This is a genomic window from Fervidobacterium changbaicum (assembly GCF_004117075.1).
Lineage (GTDB): Bacteria > Thermotogota > Thermotogae > Thermotogales > Fervidobacteriaceae > Fervidobacterium > Fervidobacterium islandicum.
In genome coordinates this window covers 1,529,255-1,555,187 of record NZ_CP026721.1, presented here as the reverse complement: position 1 = coordinate 1,555,187, position 25,933 = coordinate 1,529,255, and the positions used below count along the sequence as shown (strand labels likewise).

Sequence of the window (25,933 nt, the reverse complement as noted above, 5' to 3'; positions counted from 1 at the left end):
TTGGAAAGGTTTGCCAAGTGGTATATCGAAACCATTCTAAATAAGCAAAAACAAGTCATAATCACATTGTTCATTATTTCGGTTTCGCTCGGACTGTACGCTGTTCTCGGTCTTAGAATAAACGCGGACATCACGGGATTAGCACCTAAAGAAGATCCAAGGTTTCAAGACCTTGTGAAATACACTTCTGAAAAGTTGACTTCTAATACCCTTATTGTGGCTGTCGATGGTCTAAAAGAGCACAATCCAGATGATGTCGCACAAAAACTCAAAGACCTTTTCGAAAAGACTTCATACATAAACCAAGCAGAGCCTTTTGATAACCCAGAAACCTTGGTAAAATATGGACTGCTCTCTTTAGGTGAAGGAACAATAAGCGACACTGTTAGGTACTACCGTTCCCTTACCAATGTGGAACCAAAGACACTCGTAGATTTCAGATTTTGGAGAAACATTGGTTCTGCCCTATACGATTTGAACAATTATATAGAAAACATAGTTCAAAAAAGTGGTATAAAAAAGTACTACTTAATCTCTCCCGATAAAGAGCTGTTGGTTATGAACTTCTCTATGACAAAACCAATGTCCGATGTAAAATTTGTCACAGGAGCTATACAAGAGTTGAAAAAATTGTCCAAGAATTTCGAAGCTCAGAACAAGGTCAAGGTTTATTTCACCGGCGGAGTCATGTCTACTTACGAGGCAAACGTTCAAGCTTCGAAAGATTTCACACTAACAACTTTCATATCGTTGGGGGCCATAGTGGCTATAATAATCATTGGCTTTGGCAACTTACTCGAACTTTTGATTCTCTCAACAGGCCTTCTCATGGCAATGGGTATAGCCCTTGGCCTTATAGCCTTGTTTTTGAAAGAACTGAACATAGTAACCACTTTTGTCAACGCCATGTTACTTGGAATGGGTATAGACTACGCGATGTATATCGTTACAAGAATACAAGAACGATTCAACATTGAAGGTATCTCACGCCAGAGTATTATTGCTGCCTTTATTGAGAACTTTAGGCCGTCTTTTATATCTATGATAACAACAGCACTAGCATTTCTCGGAATGCTTTTAAGTCCTTCCGATGCTATTAAACAGATGGGTTTTTCGATCGCTCTTGGCGTAGTAGTTTATTTCTTCGTCTTTAGCACGCTGGTCCCCATAGCCCATGATAGATTCATCTCGAAATTCAAGGGAAGACAGAGGGAAACGTACGTGAGGATAGTTGATATAATAAGAAAAAATCGGATACTCATGGTATCAACCATGGTTCTCACTGTTATCTTGGCAGCTATAGGTGTATTTTCCATTTTGAACTTTTCATACACAACTTCAAGCTTGATACCTAAGAAGTCAGAAACAAATATCACAAGCGAGCTTATAGCTAAAAAATTCGGTAGCATTGCTTCAAGTGACATAGCAATAGCAGAAGAAACTTCGGAAAAGCTGCACAGCGCGATTCAAAAGCTCAAAGACGCAGGTTTGATAACATCCGACTTTTCTATATTAACATTCATCCAAAACCCAGAAAAAATAGCTGAGGAAAAATCGAATATCTACGTCCAGGTACTTGAGATAACCAACACGCCATTTTTAGAGATTTTGTTCAGAAAATACGGCTTATACGAAAGCTTCGTTTCAACAGTGGATGTGATAAAAAATATCACCACAACCGAAGACCTCTTCAAATTAATGGAAAAGGACATCCCGAGTCTTTTCTACCAAGATATCCAAGGCAAGAAGTATCTACTTGCGCACATAACACCTGCAATGGACATCTGGAGTAACAATAATATCAAAAAGTTCTTTGAGTCAGTTAAGGTTCTTGGAGATATAAGGGTGTACGGCTACACCGCCCTTTTTTATGGTATCATCGAAGAGCTGTTAAGGTCCACTGTATGGGTATTTGGCATAGTTTTTTTGATAGAATTTATAGTGCTTTACATAGATTTTAGAAGCACTTTGAAGGCATCACGTATATTGACACTGACAATATTGAACACACTTGCTGCCTTTGGTATTTCTTACCTTATGGGTATAAAAACAACTTTCATCACGTTTATCGTCTTGCCGATTTTTCTTGGGATAGGTGTTGATAGCTTTGTAGAATTAGACCACAGTATTCGGTATGGAAAAGAGAGTGTTATAAAAACGGAAAAAGCGATTATAATGAGTGTGCTCACGACTGTTGCGTCTTTTGGCAGCTTCATATTTGCGCAAGGGCAACTGCTGAGGGAATTTGGTTTTGTCACATCCGCAGGTCTTATAGGTGCCCTGCTTATTTCATTCTTCTGGTACCTAAATTCTGCAGAAAAGTCTTACCAGAAAGCAGCTAGGAGTAAACTATCAACTTCTAATGATGAGCAGGGGGATAAACAATGAGAATACTTATGATTTCAGACACATACCTACCACAAATTAACGGTGTAGCGACTTCGATTTATTTATCAAAAAAATATTTGGAAATGCGGGGGCATGAGGTCTACATTGTAGCACCCGTTAAACCGGAAGGAGAAGACAAGGCCCTCGTTGTACCAGGTATTCCTTTTCTTCTAGAAAAGCAGCACAAAGTCGTCTTTGCAAACCACATAAAGATAATAGAATTCGCGCTTGCGAACAAGATAGAGATAATCCACAGCCATGATCCTATGGCACTCGGTATGCGAGCTTTAAAAGTGCAAAAAGACTTGAAATTGCCCCATGTTCATACCTATCATACACTATTGACCGAATATAGGCATTACGTACCACCGCCGTTTACACCGGACAGACGGACAGTTGAGGAATTCTCTAAGTGGTTTTGCAACAAGGTCAACACCGTTATAGCACCAACGGAAGAAATAAAACGTGAACTCATATCGTACGGCGTGCAAAGGCCTATCGAGGTTGTACCGACAGGCATCGATACAATAGAGTTTTCCAAGCCACCTGAAAAGGACATCCGTAGAGGATACAGCATACCACAGGACGCTGTACTGTTAATGTACGCAGGAAGGCTCGCAAAAGAAAAGAATCTGGGATTTCTTTCAAAAGTGGTTTCACGCTACATGCACAATGAACCCAATGTTTGGTTCTTAATCGTTGGAGATGGACCTGAACGGAAAGAGCTTGAGAACTTCTTCCAAGACGAAGGGCTATCAGAAAGGGTTGTCTTTGCCGGATACGTTCCACATAAGGAAATAAAAGATTACTACAAAGCCGCTGATCTATTCGTATTTGCATCACTTACAGAAACACAAGGTCTGGTCGTTTTAGAAGCTTTGGCAAGCGGTATACCCGTCGTCGCAATAGCTTACAAAGGCATTGCAAACGTGCTTGTAAATGGCGAAGGAGCCATAACCACGGGTATCGATGAAGAAGAGTTCTACAATGCGATAATCACTGCCCTTGAAAAGAAGGATGAACTACGAAAAAGAGGCATAGAATATGTCGAAAAGCACTGGTCAATGAACACCATGGCTGACAGGTTAGAGGTGATCTATCAAAGGGCTTTGAAAGAAGGGTTTATAGACTTCCATATGCCATCCATAATAAACACTTCCTTGCAACTGAAACTCAACGCCATATTTAAAAGGCTCATAGAACTGTTTGAATAAACAAAAAGCGCTCCTTAAAAACAAACGGAGCGCTTTTTTATTCCTTTGCTCGCATTTCTTGATTCTCAATCAGTTCGTTCAAGAACTTCACATAACTGTCGTATCTTGAAGGACTTATCTTCCCTTTCTCAACAGACTTTTTTACAAAGCATTCGGGTTCATTCAGATGTAAACAATCCGGGAAGAAGCAATTATCGTTTTCGAACTCGATGAAAAGCTCTCGTAGCTCCAAAGGCTTGATGTGTGAAATCTCAAGACTTGCAAACCCTGGCGTATCAACTACCCATCCTCCGAACGAAAGCGAAAGCAGTTCAGCAGCTGTGGTTGTGTGCTTACCGCGTTCCAACTTTTCAGAAATCTCACCGGTTCTTAATTTAAGTGTACTTTCTATAGCGTTCAACAGGCTGCTCTTACCGACACCCGACATACCTGCAAAGACAGATACCTTTCCCATCAGGTGTCTTTTTAGCTCCTCTAAACCAACCTTTTCGACGGCACTTGTTTTAACTATCGGGTAAAGTTTTCCGTATATGGATTCAAATTGCTTGATCTGTTTCTCTGAAAGTAAATCTACTTTGTTTAATGCGATGACTATGGGCAACTTTTCATACTCTACCAAAACAATGAACCTATCAAGAATATCGTAAGGCACTTGTGGTTTCTCAAGAGTAGTAACGATTATAACCTGATCCACATTTGCAACGCTCGGCTTTTTTAATTCGTTGTTCCTATTCAGAATATTCTCCACTACCCCTTCGTTGCCAACAACTTTGACGTATTCAACCACATCACCAACGATGGGTCTTATCCCTTGCTTCTTAAACTTACCTCGCAACTTACATAAAAACCTTTCACCACTTTCGAGGTCCTGAACCACGAGAAGATTAGAGTAAAACTTAATAACCCTGCCCAATTTCCTTTCTTGCTTCATCTCTCAGAACTGACCCCCTTGATTAAGCGGAGTGCCTTCGCTCAAAGGATAACTTTCGTTTGTTTCTTGCTCAGTTTTAGTTTCCTGGGAACTCCGAGATTCAACCGGAATTGACGGTGGAATAACTTCCAGCGCACTTTCCGTCCCTCCCGGCTGTGGCTCGCTTATAGTGCTATCGAGTCTTTCCATTGGACGATCCTCGTTCTCGGAAGAATTTGTACCTGCAGAGCCCGTGCCCGTACTTACAAACAATGTAACAATGTCTCCTGTGAAAACTTTACTGCCGGGAGTAGGTGATGTTTGGATAACTGTACCCTCCAACCCACCCTCAGGCACTTTTTTGATTACGGAATGTATTTCCATCAGGTTGAAAAGTTGTTGAACGCTCTTATACCACGTTCCCTTAAAATCAGGAATTAGCAGAGATTTCTGAACTGCATTCTCAGCAAACAGCTTTACTTTTCTACCCTTCTTCACGACCGTATTGCCGGGAGGATCCATGTTGATAACCTTTCCAGAATCGCCCACTTTTTCAATTTTGAAACCCATACTCCTCAGTTTTTGTTCTGCCGTTCGGACATCGGTACCTATGAAATTTGGAAGAAGCACAGTTCCCTTTTTCGTTTCCAGGAACATCAACAAATAAAACGAAATGAGTCCTGAAATTACCGCCAACATCAACACGATAACGACTAAAACCGGAGCAGAAACGAGCAACACGCCTATGTTTTTTCCTTTCTTCGATGCGTCATTTTTCACTTTTTTCCCTCTTTTGTCGATCAACGGTACCATCCCCTTATTTTGTTTCTTTCACCTTGTTTACTTTACCACCAGATATATGTCTTCTTCTGAGCTGACCGCAAGCCGCATCTATATCAGTTCCTTTTTCCCTTCTTATTTCGTTTTCGATGTTGTGCTTGTCTAAGATTTCCTTGAACCTTTCAATAGCCCAATGGTGAGGTCTTTCCATTTTGATTTCACTATCGGTCTGTACAGGGTTAACAGGAATAAGGTTAACGTAAGCGCCTATACCTCTGAGAAGTTCCGCAAGCTTTTCCGCATCGTCCACAAAATCGTTGAATTCCCTAATAAGGATATATTCAAATGTGACACGGTTTTTGGTAATCTTTTGATATTCTTTGACAGCATGGATTATCTCTTCGACAGAATACTTTCTGTTCATAGGAATAATAATGTCTCTTTTATAATTCGTTGGTGCATGCAACGAAATCGCCAACTTGACCTCGGGCAAATCGTTTGCAAGTTGCACTATCTTTTCCGGGATACCTACTGTTGATATCGAAATTCGTCTCATACTTATATTTTTGCCTTTCTTGTGGTTCAATATGCGCACACTTTTTACCACTTCGTTGTAATTCAAAAGTGGTTCTCCCATGCCCATGTAAACAATGTTACCAATATTCACACGCCTTTCCTTTTCCATCGCAATAACCTGAGCAACGATTTCACCAACGGAAAGATTTCTGACATAACCGCTCTGACCAGTTGCACAAAATGCACATTTAACAGGACATCCAACCTGCGATGAAATGCACGCAGTCACCCTATCTGGGTGGAACAGCAGCACGGATTCTATTGTGTTTCCATCATCCAGTTCCCAAAGAAATTTCGTCGTCTTATCAATTTTTGAAACTTGCATATCTAAAAGTTTTGGGATACCAATATAGAACCTCTCGGCAAGAATTTGCCTGTGCTCTTTTGAAAGGTTTGTCATCTCACCGAAGTCGAATATTTTCTTTTTGAATATCCAGTCCCACACTTGATCAACGCGGAATTTTTCAAGCCCGAGTTTTGCGAATTCTTCAACCAGTTCTTCATAAGTAAAATCCAGTAAGTTCTTTTTAACACTTCCCATATCTATCACCTTCGTTTCCAATTTTTAGTTATTTCACATAAAAAGAGCAGCAGCCGTGATAATCATAAGTTCTATCTGTAGGCTTCACAATAAAGCCCGCGTGCCTTTGTATCCTTTCTTGCAGCTGTTTTCTGTATTCGCCTCGTGGGTGCATACAACCAAGTACGACATTATTGAACAACTTGCTTGCTTTTTCAAATATCTTCTCCACCTCGTCTATTTCCGGTGGCTGACAATTCGCATACCTCGTCAAAGGAGTTGGGATAAAAACGTTTAAGACAACGCTTTCAAAATATTCTGAAAGCACTTCGAGAGCTTTTCCCTCATGAGATATTTTACCACACAAAACACCAATTGTTATATGTGGCACCTTTTGGACTTTTAAAGGCCAAACCGCATCTAATATCTGTTCTGGTTCCCTTTCTATACCGTATATTTCCTTCAGCACTTCTTTGTCAGCGTAGAAATCGAAGCTGACTACGTCTGCAACTTCTTCTATCTCATAAGGCGGATTGAGGGGAAAGCCTATGTGAAAGTTGTATTTCAAACCGTATTTCTCTTTGAGCTCTTTAAGAAAGCTGATGTACTTTCCAAAGGGTATCTCTCCGTTTGGCAACATCCCGCCACTGATGAGGAAAGATTTGTACTTTTCTGCGTACTTTTCCAGGTCCTCAACTTGAACCATGTGTTTTAAATAATGTCCTCCGCAGTGTGCGCAATTAAGAGGACAACCTTTGGTAACGCTAACCGATAAAGTTGCGGATGGATCTATTCCGATGAACTCACGCTTGCCCATATCTAACCTCTCTCAACATAATAATTTCTCTCGAACTACAACATGCATCTCCAATCTATAGGTGCGGTTGTGACACGCTCTTTCTCATCAAGTTGCATCCAACCATCAAGGTCAAACTCGATCAACTTATCCAGTGCGCTTTCGTACTCTTGCTTTGTGATCTTCCTGCCTATCAGTGGGTCGTTTTTCGCACCAAAGTGTGGAATGTATTGGGACATAAGGGCTACGGGTATCCTCTTATCGAGCTTGGCTAAGAACTCAAACGCTTTTTCATGACCACTCACATTGTTTGGCAGCACAAGGATGCGCACGATAAGTCCTCTCATCCTTTCCTCATCGAAAGGGCCTACTTGCCTGTACATTTCCAAAATCGCTTGCTGCGCAACATCCCAATAATCTGGAACTTTCGAATAAACCTTTCCGTATTCATTATCCGTGTACCTTATATCGGCAAGGTACACATCAACGTAGCCTTCGATTTCTCTCAACACTTCGACTCTTTCGTAACTTGATGTATTGTAAACAACGGGCAACGAAAAACCTCTTTCCCTAGCCATGTCCAAAGCCTTGATTATCCAAGGAAGATGCGGTGTTGGAGTCACCAAATCAAGCGTTTTTGCACCCGCCTCTTGCGCTTTCAAAAACCCGCAAGCCAACTCTTCTACGCTTATCTCAAACCCAACGCCTTTCTGCGAAAAACCCATGTTCTGACAATAAGTACATTTCATTTGACAACCCGTGAAAAATACCGCAGCTGCACCTTTCTCCCCAGACAATGGTGGTTCTTCACCTTTGTGAAGAACGATATTCGACAATTTAGGCAAATATCCAACCGTGCAGACACCTTTCGTTACACTTCTATCCACCTTACACATCCTTGGACATAACGTACATTCGTGGAGGATTTCTATTCCAATTCCCATATTCTTGAACATGCCTCCTACTGGCTTGAAATTTTCGGTAATTCTGATTATACCACGCAAAACAATGGAATAGATTTAGAATATGTTTAGATTGTGTTGTTTAAACCTTAATTAATTGTTTGTTCGAAAGGCAAGTTGTGGTATAATTTTATTCAGTACGAAAACAACATTCATAAAAACCAAAAAAGCGGGGGTGTTCATTGTGTTGGAAAAATTGGTTGAAAAACTGACGATGGCAAAAAGTCCAAGTGGGAGGGAATCGGAAATAACTCAGGTAATCCTCAAAGAACTCGAAGGGCATATCGATGGTTACAGAATAGACAAGCTTGGTAATTTAATCGTTTGGAAGAATGGCAAAAGTGATAAAAAAGTCCTTCTTGACGCCCACATGGACGAAATCGGTGTTGTTGTTACAAATATCGATGACAAAGGCTTTCTCAAAATAGACAGAGTTGGTGGTGTTTCTCCGTACACGATTTACCAATCAAGATTGAGATTTGGAGATGTGGTTGGCATCGTGGGAATCGAGGGCGAAACACCAGAAGAACTCCAAACCAACATCCAAAAGATGTCGTTTGAAAAACTCTTCGTCGATATCGGAGCAAAATCAAGGCAAGAGGCTGAAAAATTGTGTCCAATCGGCACGTTCGGAACGTTCGATAGCTATTTCATCAAACAAGGTGAATACATGATAAGCAAATCGATGGATGATAGAATCGGATGTGCGGTTATAATAGAAGTACTCAAACGTTTGAAGCAACCTACGAATACCGTATACGGCGTATTCGCTGTTCAAGAAGAAGTGGGACTCATCGGAGCACACGTTGCGGGATACGATATAGAACCTGACGTTGCAATAGCACTAGATGTTACAGGCGTTGGAGACACGCCAAAAGGATTGAAGAGGGTCCCAATGGAACTTGGCAAAGGTACGTGTATAAAAGTAAAGGATTCCGCTTCGATAAGCAACAGACACATCGTCGACAAGCTAAAAGAACTCGCCGAAAAGTACAGCATACCGCATCAGATGGAAGTACTCATATTCGGAGGAACCGATGCAGCGGGTTACCAAGCCACGAAAGCAGGTATACCGAGCGCTACGATATCCATACCGACAAGGTACATCCACACCCCGAGCGAAATGGTGTACGAACCTGATGTGGAAGCTACAATAGAACTTACCATAAAGTACTGCGAAGAGGGGTTATAATCAGCAATGAAGCAGAGGACACCCATTGGTTCGAGAAAGTGGAGGGAAATTACTGATTTTGACTTAAAAATCCTATCAGTTATCATCATAGCACTTTCGTTAGTCACAATAGCACTGGCATTTTACGCATTTTATCTGAAGATGCAGAAGTCCAAAGTCGAAGTTGTGATACGGGAGATAGGGACTAACACTAATCCACCTGTGGAAAAGACGTTAACGACAGCAACGCAGACCGTTATTGTAGTCGAGCCTGCACAGGAGAGTACATTAACTGTGCTCTTACCTTCGGTGGTTAATGAAAGCACCCTTACTCAATCACAAGTTATAAAGCCTTCGAGCGAAGAAGGTAAACAAAACAAACAAACCGAGAATTTAATACCTTTGATACAAGCAACAAGCACTACAGATACCGCAGCTGCACAATCTTCACAATCTTCCGACCAATCTTTAGGAACTAAGGTAAACCAGAGTGCAACTACGACGACTGCAGAAGGCGGGCAGGCGAAACCTGTTATTGAAGAAAACAAGTTCCTCAAAGATATCACAAAATTCGACTACAACCTCTTAGTTTCAAGGATGGCTGAGAATCTACCAGGAAGTATTTTAACGAATGCGTACGTGTACGTTGTTGATGGAGAGACCGCCCTCAAGATAGCAAAGATAACACAGAACTACGTATTAGACCGTACAGATTCAGGCAAGTATGTAGTTGTGACACCAACGAACGTGATGCCTGAATTGAATCCCTCAAAAGGATTTTGGACGGTGAAGACCGATCCAATTTCAAGCTCGAAAGAAGCTTTCAAATCCGTTGTCAACCTTAGAACACTCGGCATAAGTGCTTTCAGCGTCTCTACGAACGCAGGGTACGTTATCTGTTTTGGAATATTCACCAGCGAAAATCAGGCGAAGAACTTCTACTTCTCGCAGGATTGGGTAGAGCTCGAAAAATACGGCTACACAAAAGGGGCAAAGGTAACCAAAATAGGAGGGTAAGTTCGATAACTCAGATGAGAACGGTAAAAAAGATATGAAACAAACGTGACGTACGGGTGTATCTCAGGGGGATTGTATTTATGTTGCCATTGAACCGTGTTGGTGGATACAAGCCAGACGAAGACCAGGGCGACTCGGAACGTTTTTCTCCAGAAATCTTGCTTACAAGATTTCTGGAGTTTTTAAAATCACTTCACTCCAAGCTCTCGAAGGAACAAAAGACGTTTTTCCTTCTTTTTTCAGCACTGATAGTTATCTCAGGTGTACTCTTCAATCCCAGCTACGATAGATTGAAATTGCAGGCAGAGGGTATGGGTGGCGAAAACAAAACAACCCAGGGCACGCTTCAAGAAGCTCAGCGAAATTACGCACCGTCTGTTATAGATCTAAACACCGCTTCTTTTGAGGAGCTCCAGACACTTCCCGGCATAGGTCCCTCAAAAGCGCGAGCGATAATCGAATACAGGGAAAATCAAGCTTTCACAAAGCCTGAGGATATAATGAGCGTTCCTGGAATCGGGCAAAAAACATACGAAAAATTGAAAGACAGAATAAAGGTTGAAAGAGTTGAAACCGCGGGTGCGAAAAATACCGCCGGCAGACCTCAAACCGTTCCAGAAATTGAAAATGATAACCAGACACTCCAGCAAGCAAAACTCAACCAATCACAGACGGCACAAAAACAAGAACAAGCTAAGATTAACATCAACACAGCAACTTCTGAAGAATTACAAAAACTTCCAGGTATAGGTCCTACCAAAGCGCAAGCTATAATCGATTACCGAACAGTTAACGGCCCATTTAAAACCATTGAAGAGATCAAAAACGTAAAAGGAATTGGTGAGAAAACTTTCGAAAAACTGAAGGAACTGATAACCGTTCGCTGAAAGTTAGAAAAATTCCGGAATTCTTTATAATTCTTATACTTTATTTCTTGAGCCCGTAAATACCCCTAACCTCATCGTAGTTTTTGAAAAATACATCGCACACCTTTGAGTCGAATTTCTTTGCGCAGCTATCTTTAATGTAACGTATAGTATCATCCTCACTCCATGCAGGCCTGTAAATTCGGTCAGAAAGTAATGCATCATACACATCGACTATACTGACGATCCTTCCTTCAAGCGGTATCTGTTCACCTTTCAATCCCTTCGGATAACCTGTTCCGTCCCAGTTCTCATGATGGTAAAGTGCTATATTTGCTGCCAACTTAAAGAGCGGGTGTTCAACACTGGCGAGTATATTGTAGCCGATGATAGTGTGTCGCTTCATAATTTCAAATTCTTCATCTGACAACTTGGCAGGTTTATTCAAGATAGCGTCCGGTATACCTATCTTCCCAACATCGTGCAACATCGCGGCGATTTCGAAAAACTCGAGATATTCACCTTCATATCCCAATTTCGAAGCGATTAACCTTGAAAGTTTTCCTACTCTCCTCACATGCTCGCCTGTTTCCAGTGACCTAGTTTCGGTAACTTCAGAAATTATATAAATTATCTTGTATAGAGTTTCTATCAAGTCTTTCGACAAAACATAATTATTCACAGCCGAAAGGTAACGTTCCAAGAACATGGTCATTAGCTCGGACTGATGACGTGTCAAAGGTTTAGAAAAATCTACTCTTATCCTCTCACCTAAGCCTATTTCTTTTCTCAAGACGAACTCTACACTCTTACTTTCATTCCAAGACACGTTGGTAGAATAAGCGTTACCATTGAACTTGTCAGCTCTGACCTCACTAAGCTTCTCGATTCTGACGGTCAATCCCAAAATCTTAGAAAAGTTGTCGAACGCTTCCGCTAAGACGTCGTCGAAATCTTCGACGTTTGAGTTGAGCACCACGGAAGAATAAAACGCACTCCGCTCCAAAAGTTTCCTTTGTGTGTCGAGCTCAATGATATCTCTGTACTCTCTCAGCCTTGCAATTATCATCGTATACAATCCGTTACTGGAAAGTTCCGCCTTCTCTCTGTAATCATTTATATCGTATTTCAAAACAATCTCCCTTGGCGGTGCAAATCCAGGCTGCCCCGTTCTAATGACAAGCCTTACATATGGATTCTTCAATTCCTCCCTGATGTATCTGACTAAATCAAGCCCTGAGGTATCCTTTTCCATAACAACATCGATCATAGCAAGGGCTATGTCTGGCACTTGCGTAAGTATCTTTTTGGCCTCATCGGCAGAAAAAGCACTGTATAGTTTTACCTTCTTTCCTTCAAACTCTATATCCCGTGCAACGACCGATGTGATAGCATGCACATCGGGTTCGTCGTCTACAACTAAAATTTTCCAAAATTCTCCATTGCTATCTTTTATTCCTGATTTTTTCAAAAACTCTGGCATTCTATGTCACCTCTCAACCTCTCAGAGCAAGTGGCTTCATCGAAAAAGCTTTTGAGGAATTTTAAACGTTTTCTTACCGTTCTTTTTTCATCAAGGGGATCTTAATATGGAAAGTTGTCCCTTTTCCAGGAATGCTTTCAAGTTCGATTTCTCCACCAAGTATATCTACAACAAGGTTGTACACGATGCTCAGACCCAGCCCTGTGCCAGATTCCTTATCGGTTGTGTAAAACGGTTCGAAAGCACGTTTTTTGGTCTCTTCGTCCATTCCCTTCCCATTGTCAGAAAAAGTAAAAAGCAGAAATTCACCATCATTGCGGCTTTTAACTTTTTCAAACTTGATCACAATTTTCCCAGGGTTGTCGTAGTCGAATGCGTGAACTATTGCGTTGTCTATCAAATTCATCAAAATCTGGGCAATTACACCTGGGATAGTATACGCCACCAGGTTGTCGTCTACCTCTGTAACAACCTCGATCTTCGTCTTTCTCAACTTTGGATGCATTGCGTTAAGAACATCGTTTACCACAGATTTTATATTAACCTCAGCCCAAGTTTGAGTCATCTCGTTCAGTGCCACACGCTTCAAACTCTGCACAAGTTCTGTTATTTTTCTGGCATTCCGAATCATAATATCAGTTAACTCACGCACAGTGTTCAAGCAATCCGCGAAATCCTCTTCCGTAAGTTCATCGGCTTCGAATTTTTCCCTAACACTTTCCAATCTGTTCATCTGTTCAGTCAAAGACGAATAAATTATCCCTGTAGGCGTGTTAATATCATGCGCGATGTTCACCATCAATTTGCCAAGTGCAGCCATCTTTTCAGCGTTGATGACTTTGTTTTGCGCTTCTTCAAGCTCGTTGAAAGCCGTTTCAAGTTCAGAGTTCATCTCGTTGAGTTCGTTAACCATCGCGCCAAGCTGTTTGTTCTTTTTCAAATTCAAAGTCAGAAGTACAAGAACTATATAGAACAGCGTAGCAACGAAACCCGTAGTGACTAAAAACATTCTGGCTTGCCTGTCCGTGTAACCAAAGCTTATGCTACCTACGAATGTATCTGCAAATGTAAGGTTAAGTGATTTTGTCAGTTGTCTTATTCCGAAAATCTGGTCGAAGAGTGTTAGTTCCAATTTTTTCTCTTTAATGGCAAGTTTACTGCCTTTATCATCGTAAACCGCAACTGAAAAGATATCCCTTTTTTCAATCATAACTTTTACGAGTTCTTCAATAACCCTTCTATCGTAAGTCCAAGCTGGATAAGAGAGGCTGGCAGCCATGTTTTTCATGAAGGTATCAATTTCTTTTTGCCAGTTTTCGTAGAAGGTTTTTGCATACCATGAGAATACAAAAGCGACGATAACAAGGATAACAAGATTTAGAGCAAGATATATTCTCTCCGACTTTCGTTCTTCATATTTTCCCACCACATTTTCACCCTCTACAAGATTTGACAAGTACGACAAGTATGTTAAAATACCAAAACTCGAAAAGAGTTCTTAGAATATGCTCTTTTTTATTATACCACAAGCAACCTTACTTCCAAAAATCTTCATAGGTTATCCCATACTTGCTTAGGATCTGCAAATACTCCTTTGTTGATTTAAACTGGCGCAAAACTTGTGAAAAATTCTCTGACAACAGAGTTCCTTGGTAATTATTTGAGAATGCCAAGTAGTAAATCATCTTCTCTCCAAAAGTTGGAGACCACTCAACATTAATGCCGAGTTCCTTTGCAAGCTGTCTGCCCACAAGTAAATTACACACAAAAAGCTCTATTCTGCCACCTTGCAAAAGCTTAAATCCTACCTCGTCAGTTGGTACCGCGATTTTTCTGAACCTCGAATTCCAGAACCAATCGCCGTAGGCATATCCATCCGTGTAACCGCACAGCGTTTCAGGCGGTACTCCTTCAAGGCTGTTTATGTTGACCTTTGAGCCCTTCAACTTAAAAAGCACATCTTTCCCTGTGCTTAATGGCTCTTCTGGAAAGCTTAGAAACCCTTTTCGCTCATCACTGATTCTCAAACTCATTATACCATCGTACGCCCCGACCTTCATCACTTCAACACCTTGGCCACGGGAACGTTATAAAAACTGGTTTATATCCCATCTTACTTAAAACTGCCCTGACAACATCTACATCTACGCCTACCCAATCTTTTTTGATGGTATCATACCATTCGTATGGTTTCCAATCAATTGTAAGTATCTCTATAACATTCCCAGGAACGACATAACCATCCAGACCGTATTTCTTTATAAGCGCCTTCAATACCCCATTTTTGTGCAATTTCTCCAACGCCGTTTCAATTTTAGCCACAACATCTTTGCCCACGCTCTTTGAAAGAACGATGTAATGGTAATACTTTTCCGAAGGACCTTTTAAGGCTTCGAATTTCCCTTTTGAGTTTTTAAGCATATATCCAAGCGTTAGACTGGAATAAAACACCGTGTCTATCTCTTTTCGTTCAAGGGCTTTGATAGCATCATTTATGTTCTTGAACGGAATAACTTCCTGTTTTGGTGCGATAGTAGGTAAACTTTCCGATGTTACAGTGCTACCTATAACACCTATCTTCGCATACTGCTTTTCAGCAAATCTCATTACATCACTTGAATTAATAAGAAACATCTCCCTCAATCCGTAAAGTGGAGGCTGGAGATATGTAGTATAACTTTCTCGTTGCTTACTGTAAGCAGCCCCAACGAATATCTGAATTTCATTTTTGGAAAGTGCATCAAAAATCTCGGAGCTGCTTTTCAACTCTTTTGATTTGTACTCAATTCTAATTGCTTGACTTCTAAGTTCCTCGTTCAGCTTTTGAATGATGTCGTGACAAAGCCCTGTTATATTGCCACCACTTAACATGAATTTTGGTTCAGCATTTTGAGCGTATGTGTAGAGAATTTTTTGACCAACCACCAAAGAAGGTGTGAAAAACAAAGCAAACATTATAAAACTTTTAAAAACCACCTTAAGCATCCTTTTCATACACATTTTATCACCCCTCAAACAAAACAGCAGTCGAGATATAATAAGCAATTTCAAACAAGTTCATTTGAGAATTTGAATTAACCTTTTTACTCCCCAAAACAGAGTAAGTAAGAAGAGAAACACAATAACACCAACTAATGCTCCAGAAGCATCGATAACAACATCGTTAAGTGAAGAACCCCGTCGGTAGAAAATTTGGTTATATTCATCAAAAATCGCATACGTTGAAGGGATTGTAAGACCTGTTATCCCCGATACTATTATATCTCTCTTCCACCAAAAAAATGTTAAGGCTACCAAAAATCCAAATACAAAATACAATCCAAAATGTGCTGTCTTTCTAATCACCATTTCTGCAGGCACGTATTCCGTCCCAAACCAAATCAATTTCAATTTCCTCTCAACTTTTTTGAAAATTTCCGTGTTGGAAAAATCCAAAATACTATCGATTTTCTTTATAACCTTATACGCCAAACTCGATTGCTGGTGCGATTCCTCCGGCGGTCGGGTTGAGAAATAAAATATAGTAGCAACCCAGAACAAAACACCAGCAAATAACACTATCAAGGTAGCCTTACGCACATTTTTCGAACCTTTTTTTAAAAGTTCATCCATTGCGCTCAATCCTCCGATTTTTTGTTCTTAGCTCAATGCATTCTAATATACTCCAATTTCCCTCTTTCGAAAGTAAGACCTATCTCGTTTACATTAACCAGATAACTACAATAGGCTTTGAGAGTTTGGAGTAGTAACACATAAGACGTGGCATCAATGGGGATTAAGAAATTAGCTGCAACCTCGCTCAAAATCTCATCTATCGTCTTCGGTTCCACCAGAATTCCCAAAATCAAACCCAAAACATCTTCTATAACTTTCTCATTTCCTTTAATCAGGTTCAAAAACTCTCTTTTTTTGTTTTCTCCATCATCTTCTTTGCTGAAGTCAAAAATCTCACCATGGCTCGGCACAACAACATCTACGTTTTCTGCCCATTTATTTAGACCTCGCAGAGTTTTTAGATGTTCGTGCACGTCGTATAAGAAATAAACCTTGTATTTTTCTATCGTTTGCATAGAAACAACAGCATCGGCTACGAACAACACCCTCTTTTTACCATCATCAATCAACACTCCAACCATATTAAAAGAGTGCCCTTTAAGTGGTATGATTTCTACATCGAGCTCAGAAGACCAGCCGTATTCTACAATGTCTGTAACTATTGAAGATTTTGCCATTAAAAACTTGTTATCTATCCCTTCAAAAATAGGTCCTCCCCAGAGATACATCGGCTCAAGCTGAGGATGTTCAATGAAGACGCTCTCAAAATACGTCGCATAAATCTTGCACTTGGTTCTTTCCTGCAGAAAGCTATTTCCTCCGATATGGTCTGCATGCGAGTGTGAATTGAGTATCGAAAACCTATTCACACCTTGGCTTTCAAGGTATTTTAATATCTTTTTCCCATATTCATTGCTACTTCCAGAATCGATGACCAAGCACTCGCTTTTTCCCAACGTAGATTTGAAGAAAAACACCACATTAACAGGCGCCCTTAACACCTTTACAGATTCCGTTACATCAATTACCTCATACACTTTCTCAACTCCTCTGCTTTGCTATTTCACAATCTAATTATAACACCTCAACACTTCCAATCCTCCAAATTATTTCAAACAAAACTCAAACTATCTTCTTTGTGCGCAACACAAAATAACCTCCAAAAAAGATGTTCTCAAATTCTGCCAATTTCTCAAACCTTTTCTGCTGTTCATCCCAAAATAGCGAGCTTTGAACACCATCGATTAACTTCAAATTATTCAAAGAGATACCTACTTTCGAAACGGGATACCCTCTGAACAACTTTTCAACCAGATTCTCAACAACTTTCGAAATGAAAAGAAAATCGTTTGTGTAGAAAATAAACGAACGGGAAATCGAAAAAGAACCGAACCTATCTTTTAAATACAAACTTACACTCTTTGCTCCCATCCGCCCTCTCAACAGCTTTGCGTATAAACCGAACGTAAGGTATTTATAAACCTCTAGTAACTCTTCTAAATTGTTCACATGTCTATCTAACGTAAGCGAATGGCCAATACTCTTTGGAGGAACAAATTTAAAAAATTCAGATTCTGTGTATTCTTTTAAAATCAACGTCTTTAATTTTTGAAATCCACTCAAACCGTCCAACCTTTTATCGTTCAAAAATTGCTCCAACGTTCCTATTCCTAACCTTTCCAAAATCTTCTCACTTTCCTTACCTATTCCAGTTACATTCTTTATTGGCAAATCCTTTGCGAATTTCTCAAAATCTTGAACGACAAAGAAACCATCCGGCTTAGCTAACTCACATGCACTTTTTGCAATTATCGGATTTCGTCCAACCCCTATCGTGCAAGTAAGGTTGAGTTTCTCTTTTATCTCTTCCTTCAGTTCTTTGAGCCTTTCCACCCCATAAGATACATCTCCAATACTATCAACCGCAATATACACTTCGTCTATGCTTGCCTCTTTGTAGACAGGAAAATATTTCTCAACAAGTTGGATAATCTTCAACGTTGTGAACTCGTATTGCGAAAAATCTGCCTTTACAAAAATAATCTTCGGACACAACTTCCGTGCTTTTGTTATAACCATCCCAGTCTTCACTCCAAAACTTTTTGCTACATAATTCGCACTTATAACTATAGGTCTTTCCCCATTCCCAATTACCGCAAAAGGTCTACCTCTAAGCGAAAGATTTTTCGCTTCCTCAACGGAAGCAAAATAAGCGTCCATATCCAGCAAAGCAACACACTTGTAAAGCACAGATATCACCCCCCTGCTTATTATTCATCAATATTCATCAATCCAACAATGACGTTTTATAACACATACTTAACATATGTATAGTTTACTAAAGTATAGTATACCATAAAGCGATTTTCAAAGTCAAACAATATTGGGGGATTTTAAGCCAAGAGTGTAGAGTTTAGAAATATGAACATTCATTGAACATTTCCACAAAAATCGGTTTCACAATCTACTTTGTGATAAAATATATTCAGAATTTGAGAAAATCCAGGAAAATTTAGACTTAAAAAGGAGAGTGATTTGTTTGAAGTTTGCACTCCTGGGGTTTGGGTTAAGTAACAAATACGCAGCAAGGTATTTGAAATCACTCGGAGAAGAAGTTTTTGTAAGCGAAGGTAGTAAGCTTTCAGAAGAGGATAAAAAATATTTGGAAGAAACGGGCATCCCATATGAAGAAGGGACAAACAGCGAAAAAATCCTCGAAGCAGACGTTATATTAACCAGCCCAAGTGTTCCATACAACCATCCCATTCTCATGAAAGCAAAAGAATTGGGCAAACATGTTGACACAGAAATCACTTATTTTACGAAAAATCTTGATTGGAACCCAACCATCATCGCGGTTACAGGTTCCGTTGGAAAGAGCACAACCGTATCAATGATTAACCATCTCATTTCAAAATCCGCAACCTCTCAACTCTCTGGAAATATCGGCATACCAATAGCACAAGTACTTCTGGAAGGTAAAAAACCTGAGTATCTTGTCATAGAAATTAGCAGTTTCCAACTCTACTGGGCGGAATACTTCAAACCACACGTGGCAGTTATCACAAACATATATCCGAACCACCTCGACTGGCATCCATCTATGGAGCATTACGTTGAATCGAAATTTAAAATAACAAAGTTCCAAGATAACGAAGACCACTTCATCTACAATCCAAAAGATATGGAAACATTCAAAAGACTCTCGCTCGTCCAAGCCAAACGTGTTCCATTCACAGCGGATTTCAAATTCGAAGAGATACCATTCCACATCCGCACAAAACAGAACGTTGAAAACATCGCCGCTGCGAAGACCGTGTTGAAGGTGTTGAACTTACCATTTGACATGAGTATGCTCGAAGATTTCGTGCCATTGCCACATCGAATGGAGTATTGTGGGACAATAAACGGAGCACATTATTACAACGATTCAAAAGCCACAAATGCTGCAGCAGTATTGAAAGCCCTTGAAAATTTCGACGGGAATCTTTTCTTGATAATTGCCGGAAAAGGTAAAAACGAAGACTACACAAAGCTGGCAGATGAGATAAAGAAAAAATGCAAACACGTTGCTATAGTCGGACCTATCGCGGACCAGATTGAGCCGTATTTGAAGGAAAGAGAGATTAATTACAAAAGATACAAAAATATCGAAGAAGCAGTTATTGAAATATCAAAAATGGCAGGCGAAGGCGATTACGTGCTCTTGGGACCAGCTGGTGCAAGTTACGATGCGTATAAAAATTTCGAAGAACGTGGAGACCATTTTAAAGCGATAGTCAAAAAGCTTTTGGAACAATAATTTGAAAAACGCTTTCAGTATTCAAATTGGAGGGAAGATAGATGATAGGCTACGAGATATTTGTTAGGTCTTTTGCAGATTCAAACGACGATGGTATAGGTGATTTCAAAGGTATAGCACAGAAAGCAGACTACTTAAAAGCTATCGGTGTTGACCTTGTTTGGCTCACACCACATTTCAAATCACCGAGCTATCACGGATACGATATCATTGATTATTTCGATACGAACTCTTCTTTCGGCTCACTCTCAGATTTCAAAGCGATGGTCAATACGCTCCATGAAAAAGGTATAAAGGTCGTCATTGACCTTCCACTCAACCATGTTTCGGACAGACACCCTTGGTTTAAAGCAGCAATGAACGGTGAAAAACCTTACATAGACTATTTCCTTTGGGCTCAACCACACTTCAACCTAAGCGAAAAGAGGCACTGGGATGAAGAATTACTCTGGCACAACAGGAATGGAAAGTGGTATTATGGGGTTTTCGGAGGCTCCTCACCTGATTTGAACTACGAAAATCCAGAAGTTGTCCAAAAATCACTTGAAATCGTTGAATTTTGGCTCAATCAAGGTGTTGATGGTTTCAGATTCGATGCAGCAAAACACATATACGATTACGATATTAAAGAAGGTAGATTTAGATACGACCACGAAAAAAATGTTGCATACTGGAAACTTGTTATGGACAAAGCAAGACAGGTAAAAGGTTCAGACATATTTGCCGTTACGGAGGTCTGGGACGACCCAGAGATAGTTGACAGATACGCAAAGACAATTGGTTGTTCGTTCAACTTCTATTTCACAGAAGCAATTAGAGAGTCTATGCAACATGGAGCCGTTTACAAAATCGTCGATTGCTTCCAAAGGACACTAACAAAAAAACCATACCTACCAAGCAACTTCACAGGTAACCACGACATGCACAGACTCGCAAGCCTTATCCAACAGGAAGAACAAAGAAAAGTCTTCTTCGGTTTACTCATGACAACTCCTGGTGTTCCTTTCATCTACTATGGTGATGAACTTGGCATGAAAGGTGTTTACGACTCCACATTCACAGAAGACGTTATCGAACCATTCCCATGGTATGCATCACTATCTGGAGAAGGTCAAACGTTCTGGAAGGCAATTAGATTTAACAGAGCATTTACAGGAGTCTCTGTTGAAGAACAACTCAGCAGAGAAGGGAGCTTGCTCAGAGAGGTCATAGCATGGACGAAATTCAGAAAAGAAAACGAGTGGCTCACAAACGCATGGGTCGAAAACGTTACACACAACACATTTGTTATCGCATATACGGTAACCGATGGTAATTATGGTTTTAGAGTATACGCAAATATCGCAGGACATAACGAATCGTTTGAAGGAATCACTTTGAAACCATACGAAGTGAAAATAGTCTAAGTGTGAAAATACGATTTCATCGATTGTTACGTTAGTGAAAATTGTCACTAATGCAACTCTATGGTATAATATACTTAGGCTCTTAACTTTTTTCACCAAAACACTTAGGAGGTGTTAGTATGTACGTAGAGATAGTTGATGTAAGGGCAAGAGAAGTGCTTGATTCCCGCGGAAATCCCACGATTGAAGTTGAAGTTCTTCTTGAAGATGGTAGCTTTGGCAGTGCGATAGTTCCAAGTGGTGCTTCCACTGGTAAATTTGAAGCACTCGAATTGAGAGATGGCGACAAAAAAAGATACATGGGTAAAGGTGTTCTCAAGGCAGTTGAACATGTGAATGAAATCATCGCACCACGAGTCGTTGGATTGAACGCGTTTGATCAAGTTTACCTTGACAAAGTTCTCCTTGAACTTGATGGCACAGAAAATAAGTCCAAACTTGGTGCAAACGCTATCCTTGGTGTGTCAATGGCGGTTGCAAGAGCTGCAGCTGAAAGCGCTGGTTTGCCACTTTACAAATACCTTGGTGGAGCAAATGCAAAGGTTCTTCCAGTTCCATTCATGAACGTTATCAACGGTGGTGCACACGCAGATAACAGCCTTGATATCCAAGAATTTATGCTCGTTCCAGCAGGAGCTCCTTCGTTCAAAGAAGCACTCAGATATGGTGCAGAAGTATTCCACACACTCAAAAAGATACTCAAAGACGCTGGTCACGTGACAGCCGTTGGAGACGAAGGTGGATTTGCACCAAATCTTTCTTCAAACGAAGAGGCTATTCAGGTTCTCATAAAGGCGATTGAACAAGCCGGCTATGAACCTGGAAAAGACATATTCATCGCACTCGACTGCGCAGCGAGTGAATTCTACAATGAAGAGACAGGAAAATACAACATCGATGGAACGGAAAAGACTGGTGATGAACTTATTGAGTACTACTCCATGCTCGTCGACAAATACTGGCCCGTTATCATCTCCATCGAAGATCCATTCGAACAAGAAGATTGGGACAGCTACGTGAAATTCACACAGAAAGTCGGTGGAAAGGTGCAAATCGTTGGTGATGATTTGTATGTCACTAACGTCAAAAGACTTGCCAAAGGAATTGAACTCTTCGCCACAAATTCAATCCTCATAAAGCTCAACCAGATTGGCTCGGTTACAGAGACGCTCGATGCAATAGAAATGGCAAAGACCGCTGGTATGACAAACGTTATCTCACACAGAAGCGGAGAAACGGAAGATACGTTCATCGCAGACCTTGCAGTTGCAACGAATGTTGGTATGATTAAAACTGGGTCACTTTCAAGAAGCGAAAGGATCGCAAAATACAACAGGTTACTTAGAATCGAAGAAGAACTCGGTGATGCGGCAATTTACAAAGGACTGGATGCATTCTATTCGATTAAAAGATAACAATATTAGAAAATTTAAACGCCAAGCCCCTCCTACAAGCTGGAGGGGCGTTTTTATATTTTATATACGCTCTTTGTGAAAGAAATGAAAAACCCCGCCCTCTCGGACGGGGTTTGTTGATTTTTGTTAATTATTGATTAGCTGGCTTTTAGAAGCTTGCTGTGTATGTGAGTTTAACGTTCCATGTTGGGTCTGTGTTGATTACTGTGTAAGCATCGTTAGAATCTGTTGTCAATGTTCCGTAGGATCCTGTCAACTTTACGTTTGGTGTGATCGCATATGCTGCTCTAACGTTGTAACCAAAGTCGTTCGTACTTGCAATTATCTTGTGAACATCCGAGCAAAGTGTAAGTTCTGGTGTTGCCTTGATGGTTACTGCTCCATGGATGTATGTGTATGTTGCAAGCTGTGTCATATCTGCCCAGCTTGCATCAACAGCTGCGGACAACATTGCATCTGCGTAAGATGCTTTTGCATAGAGTGTGAATGGGTTGTTTGTCAAAAGGTTAGTATTTGTTGTCTTTACATAGAATGTTACTGGTGAGAGTGCTATGTTTGCTGAAAGTTCGTTAAGTGGAAGTGTTGTCGTTGGTCTGGCTGATGCGAAGTCTACTTTTGGTGTAACTTTTGCTGTAAGCGTAACTGGTGCAAATGTTGTTGTGTATGTTACACCAAGGCTGATGTATTTACCGTTTTCAATTTTTGTTGATTTGTAGTCGAGTTTGTCAAGGTTTTCTGCAAATTTGAATATTGGAGCAAGTGTTAGTCCTGTAACTGGTGAGAGTGAACCAGAAAGAATAACGTCGTATGCTGTTACCATTCCTTTTCCGCCATCAACCATACCACCGAATACTGTGAGGTTTGGTTTGAATATTCCAAAGTCGAGTGCACCTTTTACTCCTGCACCGAATTCGTGTGTTGTTGTGTTACCTGTATTGTATGTTCCACCAACGATTGTGAAACCAGCTACCGGGTATTTTACAAGAACCATATCGCTGAACCATGTTGCATTACCTTCTGATGTCTTGTCAAGGTAGTAAACCTCAAGACCTGGAACTGCTGGGAGTGTAAGTTTTAATGAGTCTTTGAAATCTGCCATTGCGTCTGCCCATGAGGTTGTACCATCTGGCTTGTAGACCAAACCTGTGAAATAATCACTTACAAACTGTTTATCTGTGCTGTAGAATGCTGCAAAGTATGGTGTGGAGAATGTGATGCTCTTGAGTGTAAGATTAACTCCACCAAATGGTACGTAAGTTATACTAAATGTTGCCCCAGCCTGTGTATCGCTTGTTGGACCAAATGCAAGCGATGCTTTAACATTTGTTAATGAACCGTCAATATCAACTCCGTCTTTTGTTACGACAAGCGAGAAGTTAACTGTTCCTGTGTACGTTACGTTTGGACCGAGTGTGAATGGTTTTTCCGCTGCAAACATGCTAACAACTACCAAAAGTGCTACCAAAACCGTTAAAAGTTTCTTCATAACCTTCTCCCTCCTCCTGTAAGTTTAGGTGTTAAAATGTCTATAAATGAACCTAAAGAAAATAGCTTTTTCAACTTCACTATCTTTTACCATCCCCCCTTTTTGGATGATTGAAGTATTCTGCATATAACGAAGAGCTCAAAAACAGTGTTTACTTAGATTACGGCCTGAACCAACCAATTATTCCTATTATAACACCAATTACACCAAGCCCAATGCCCCACATGGCCATCTGCTCTAAGCGGGAAACATCCTGAGCCTTTTCAGCCTTGAGGTCGTCAATTTTTTTGCTAACTTCTTGTACTTCGCTCTTGTCAGCTTTGACTTCGTTGACAATCTGATCTAAACTTGCTACCTGATTTTCAACTAAGTTCAACCTTTCCTCCAGTACTTCAACTCTCTCAACGTTCGACGATAACGAATTGTTAACAGCGTTCAGTTCTTCGTAAAGTCCCAGGATCGCGTCTTCTAGCGTTGCATAATTATTCGCTACAGTTTCTTCAAGTTCTGCAAGCTTTGCTGCATTGAGTTCGATATCGTCTTTCAGTGTTTGCAATTCTGTGTACAGTTCATCTATCCTGACATCCGTGTACGATGTAACCCTTTCTTCGAGTGCTGCGATGTTGTTGTATAGCTCGTAAACCATATCTCTAATCGCTGGCAATCCTGTATCAAGCGTGCTCTTAATGTTCAGAACCTGTGTTTCAAGCTCAGAAATCCTCGCATCTAATTCAGAGATTACACTTTCGAATTCATCAGAAGATACTTTTGTCCCAAGGGTTTCGTATACCATATTTACGTATTCTTCCAAGAGTTCAACTCTTGAAACCAAACCTTCGAATACTTCCTTGTCTACTTTTGTTCCGAGGTCTATTGCATCGACCTTAGTTTTGACCTCTGCTATCTGTGATGAAAGGTCTTTATTTGTGTCGGCAATTTGTTTTCTCAAAAGGTAATCTACATCGCCAAGCTGAGCAGCCAAACCGTTGAGGATTTCACTGATCGTTTGTACATCGCTCTTCAACGCAGCAAGGTCTACTTCTTGCTGATTGCCTTCATCATCTGTGTAAACGAACTTATCCTGAAGTGAATTGACGAGGTCATATAACTTTATAATATCTTGGTCGTGAAGTTCAAGAACTAACTTTGCATCCTCAAGCGCTATCTGGAGTTCTTCTATGTCTTGTTTAACCGCAGCAAACTGTGCATTTATATCGTTTTCAAGCTTTTTGGCATCGCTTTCAAACTGTGACTTTAAATTTACCAAGCTGGAATCAACAGTCTGGAAAACATAATCGAGAGTTCTAACCAAAAATACCGCAATTTGGTATCTCGTTATCGCTTCATCACCACGGTATGTTCCATCGGGAAACCCCGTCGCAATTCCTGCCTCTTCCAGCCTTGTCACAAATGATTCCGCCCAATGCCCCTTCGGAATGTCTCTAAAAGCTGCCATGGAGAATGTGACAAGAACAATAACCGCCAATAACGCTAATACTTTTCTCATAATCTTACCCCCTTTTATAATGATTCTGGTTCAACCTTGCGTATTAAGAGTCGATTTTAAAATAATACCATGATGCATG

Annotated in this window: 22 protein-coding genes; 8 read left to right on the top strand and 14 right to left on the bottom strand. The window is 40.5% G+C overall.

Going from position 1 to position 25,933, the window contains the following annotated elements; genetic code table 11:
* Entirely contained in the window at positions 1 to 2,388 is a 2,388-nt protein-coding gene (locus tag CBS1_RS07170; protein ID WP_033191680.1) for an efflux RND transporter permease subunit, read from the top strand.
* Positions 2,385 to 3,602, top strand: a complete 1,218-nt coding sequence (locus CBS1_RS07165; RefSeq protein ID WP_033191681.1) for a glycosyltransferase family 4 protein — start codon at positions 2,385 to 2,387, stop codon at positions 3,600 to 3,602. The genes CBS1_RS07170 and CBS1_RS07165 overlap by 4 nt, the downstream gene beginning before the upstream one ends.
* Before the next feature lie 37 nt (positions 3,603 to 3,639).
* On the opposite strand, the gene rsgA is transcribed toward CBS1_RS07165, so the two are convergent.
* The 5 genes from rsgA to CBS1_RS07140 are packed head-to-tail and all read right to left on the bottom strand — an operon-like array spanning position 3,640 to position 8,140.
* Complete coding sequence (rsgA, locus tag CBS1_RS07160) at positions 3,640 to 4,533, bottom strand: ribosome small subunit-dependent GTPase A (protein ID WP_090222927.1); 894 nt, start codon at positions 4,531 to 4,533, stop codon at positions 3,640 to 3,642.
* Between the two features lie 3 nt (positions 4,534 to 4,536).
* Entirely contained in the window at positions 4,537 to 5,292 is a 756-nt protein-coding gene (locus CBS1_RS07155; protein ID WP_164969257.1) for a PASTA domain-containing protein, read from the bottom strand.
* Between the two features lie 37 nt (positions 5,293 to 5,329).
* Positions 5,330 to 6,409, bottom strand: a complete 1,080-nt coding sequence (gene rlmN / locus CBS1_RS07150; protein ID WP_090222924.1) for a dual-specificity RNA methyltransferase RlmN — start codon at positions 6,407 to 6,409, stop codon at positions 5,330 to 5,332.
* A gap of 28 nt (positions 6,410 to 6,437) precedes the next feature.
* Positions 6,438 to 7,205 (bottom strand): radical SAM protein, encoded by a 768-nt coding sequence (locus CBS1_RS07145; RefSeq protein ID WP_090222922.1) that lies wholly within the window; start codon positions 7,203 to 7,205, stop codon positions 6,438 to 6,440.
* 35 nt (positions 7,206 to 7,240) lie between these two features.
* Positions 7,241 to 8,140 (bottom strand): radical SAM protein, encoded by a 900-nt coding sequence (locus CBS1_RS07140; protein WP_407918654.1) that lies wholly within the window; start codon positions 8,138 to 8,140, stop codon positions 7,241 to 7,243.
* A 193-nt stretch (positions 8,141 to 8,333) separates the two neighbouring features.
* Here CBS1_RS07140 and CBS1_RS07135 point away from each other — a divergent pair, with 193 nt between their 5' ends.
* The 3 genes from CBS1_RS07135 (at position 8,334) to CBS1_RS10750 (ending at position 11,221) form a co-directional block, all read left to right on the top strand.
* The gene (locus CBS1_RS07135) at positions 8,334 to 9,338 is read left to right on the top strand and encodes a M42 family metallopeptidase (RefSeq protein WP_090222934.1); all 1,005 of its coding nucleotides are present in this window, start codon (positions 8,334 to 8,336) and stop codon (positions 9,336 to 9,338) included.
* A gap of 6 nt (positions 9,339 to 9,344) precedes the next feature.
* The gene (locus CBS1_RS07130) at positions 9,345 to 10,334 is read left to right on the top strand and encodes a hypothetical protein (RefSeq protein WP_090222919.1); all 990 of its coding nucleotides are present in this window, start codon (positions 9,345 to 9,347) and stop codon (positions 10,332 to 10,334) included.
* 80 nt (positions 10,335 to 10,414) lie between these two features.
* Positions 10,415 to 11,221, top strand: a complete 807-nt coding sequence (locus CBS1_RS10750) for a ComEA family DNA-binding protein (protein ID WP_090222917.1) — start codon at positions 10,415 to 10,417, stop codon at positions 11,219 to 11,221.
* Positions 11,222 to 11,261: 40 nt separating this feature from the next.
* Here CBS1_RS10750 and CBS1_RS07120 read toward each other — a convergent pair whose 3' ends face one another.
* The 7 genes from CBS1_RS07120 to CBS1_RS07090 form a co-directional block, all read right to left on the bottom strand.
* A complete protein-coding gene (locus CBS1_RS07120; RefSeq protein ID WP_090222916.1) occupies positions 11,262 to 12,683 on the bottom strand; it encodes an HD domain-containing phosphohydrolase in 1,422 nt (473 codons plus the stop codon).
* A 73-nt stretch (positions 12,684 to 12,756) separates the two neighbouring features.
* A complete protein-coding gene (locus CBS1_RS07115; protein WP_090222914.1) occupies positions 12,757 to 14,112 on the bottom strand; it encodes a sensor histidine kinase in 1,356 nt (451 codons plus the stop codon).
* A 106-nt stretch (positions 14,113 to 14,218) separates the two neighbouring features.
* Positions 14,219 to 14,743, bottom strand: coding sequence for a substrate-binding periplasmic protein (locus CBS1_RS07110; protein WP_090222912.1), 525 nt, complete (start codon positions 14,741 to 14,743; stop codon positions 14,219 to 14,221).
* Positions 14,744 to 14,747: 4 nt separating this feature from the next.
* Positions 14,748 to 15,677 (bottom strand): substrate-binding periplasmic protein, encoded by a 930-nt coding sequence (locus tag CBS1_RS07105; protein ID WP_164969256.1) that lies wholly within the window; start codon positions 15,675 to 15,677, stop codon positions 14,748 to 14,750.
* A 63-nt stretch (positions 15,678 to 15,740) separates the two neighbouring features.
* Positions 15,741 to 16,295 (bottom strand): VanZ family protein, encoded by a 555-nt coding sequence (locus tag CBS1_RS07100; protein WP_064012014.1) that lies wholly within the window; start codon positions 16,293 to 16,295, stop codon positions 15,741 to 15,743.
* Between the two features lie 32 nt (positions 16,296 to 16,327).
* Positions 16,328 to 17,275, bottom strand: coding sequence for an MBL fold metallo-hydrolase (locus CBS1_RS07095; RefSeq protein ID WP_090222909.1), 948 nt, complete (start codon positions 17,273 to 17,275; stop codon positions 16,328 to 16,330).
* Positions 17,276 to 17,360: 85 nt separating this feature from the next.
* Complete coding sequence (locus CBS1_RS07090) at positions 17,361 to 18,488, bottom strand: Y-family DNA polymerase (RefSeq protein ID WP_090222908.1); 1,128 nt, start codon at positions 18,486 to 18,488, stop codon at positions 17,361 to 17,363.
* 289 nt (positions 18,489 to 18,777) lie between these two features.
* Between CBS1_RS07090 and murD the strand changes: the two genes are divergently transcribed.
* The 3 genes from murD (at position 18,778) to eno (ending at position 22,861) form a co-directional block, all read left to right on the top strand.
* The gene (gene murD / locus CBS1_RS07085) at positions 18,778 to 20,040 is read left to right on the top strand and encodes a UDP-N-acetylmuramoyl-L-alanine--D-glutamate ligase (RefSeq protein ID WP_090222906.1); all 1,263 of its coding nucleotides are present in this window, start codon (positions 18,778 to 18,780) and stop codon (positions 20,038 to 20,040) included.
* Positions 20,041 to 20,081: 41 nt separating this feature from the next.
* A complete protein-coding gene (locus CBS1_RS07080; RefSeq protein WP_090222904.1) occupies positions 20,082 to 21,446 on the top strand; it encodes an alpha-amylase family glycosyl hydrolase in 1,365 nt (454 codons plus the stop codon).
* 119 nt (positions 21,447 to 21,565) lie between these two features.
* Positions 21,566 to 22,861 (top strand): phosphopyruvate hydratase, encoded by a 1,296-nt coding sequence (eno, locus tag CBS1_RS07075; protein WP_090222903.1) that lies wholly within the window; start codon positions 21,566 to 21,568, stop codon positions 22,859 to 22,861.
* Positions 22,862 to 23,009: 148 nt separating this feature from the next.
* Here eno and CBS1_RS07070 read toward each other — a convergent pair whose 3' ends face one another.
* On the bottom strand, positions 23,010 to 24,347 hold the full coding sequence (locus tag CBS1_RS07070) for a hypothetical protein (protein WP_090222901.1): 1,338 nt from the start codon (positions 24,345 to 24,347) through the stop codon (positions 23,010 to 23,012).
* A gap of 160 nt (positions 24,348 to 24,507) precedes the next feature.
* Complete coding sequence (locus tag CBS1_RS07065; protein WP_033191694.1) at positions 24,508 to 25,854, bottom strand: S-layer homology domain-containing protein; 1,347 nt, start codon at positions 25,852 to 25,854, stop codon at positions 24,508 to 24,510.
* Positions 25,855 to 25,933 lie beyond the last annotated feature (79 nt).

Coding starts and splice junctions, on each gene's coding strand:
- CBS1_RS07165 (WP_033191681.1), top strand. CDS start 2,385: ATGAGAATACTTATGATTTCAGACACATACCTACCACAAATTAACGGT.
- rsgA (WP_090222927.1), bottom strand. CDS start 4,533: ATGAAGCAAGAAAGGAAATTGGGCAGGGTTATTAAGTTTTACTCTAAT.
- rlmN (WP_090222924.1), bottom strand. CDS start 6,409: ATGGGAAGTGTTAAAAAGAACTTACTGGATTTTACTTATGAAGAACTG.
- CBS1_RS07145 (WP_090222922.1), bottom strand. CDS start 7,205: ATGGGCAAGCGTGAGTTCATCGGAATAGATCCATCCGCAACTTTATCG.
- CBS1_RS07140 (WP_407918654.1), bottom strand. CDS start 8,140: ATGTTCAAGAATATGGGAATTGGAATAGAAATCCTCCACGAATGTACG.
- CBS1_RS07130 (WP_090222919.1), top strand. CDS start 9,345: ATGAAGCAGAGGACACCCATTGGTTCGAGAAAGTGGAGGGAAATTACT.
- CBS1_RS10750 (WP_090222917.1), top strand. CDS start 10,415: ATGTTGCCATTGAACCGTGTTGGTGGATACAAGCCAGACGAAGACCAG.
- CBS1_RS07120 (WP_090222916.1), bottom strand. CDS start 12,683: ATGCCAGAGTTTTTGAAAAAATCAGGAATAAAAGATAGCAATGGAGAA.
- CBS1_RS07110 (WP_090222912.1), bottom strand. CDS start 14,743: ATGAAGGTCGGGGCGTACGATGGTATAATGAGTTTGAGAATCAGTGAT.
- CBS1_RS07105 (WP_164969256.1), bottom strand. CDS start 15,677: ATGAAAAGGATGCTTAAGGTGGTTTTTAAAAGTTTTATAATGTTTGCT.
- CBS1_RS07100 (WP_064012014.1), bottom strand. CDS start 16,295: ATGGATGAACTTTTAAAAAAAGGTTCGAAAAATGTGCGTAAGGCTACC.
- CBS1_RS07080 (WP_090222904.1), top strand. CDS start 20,082: ATGATAGGCTACGAGATATTTGTTAGGTCTTTTGCAGATTCAAACGAC.
- eno (WP_090222903.1), top strand. CDS start 21,566: ATGTACGTAGAGATAGTTGATGTAAGGGCAAGAGAAGTGCTTGATTCC.
- CBS1_RS07070 (WP_090222901.1), bottom strand. CDS start 24,347: ATGAAGAAACTTTTAACGGTTTTGGTAGCACTTTTGGTAGTTGTTAGC.
- CBS1_RS07065 (WP_033191694.1), bottom strand. CDS start 25,854: ATGAGAAAAGTATTAGCGTTATTGGCGGTTATTGTTCTTGTCACATTC.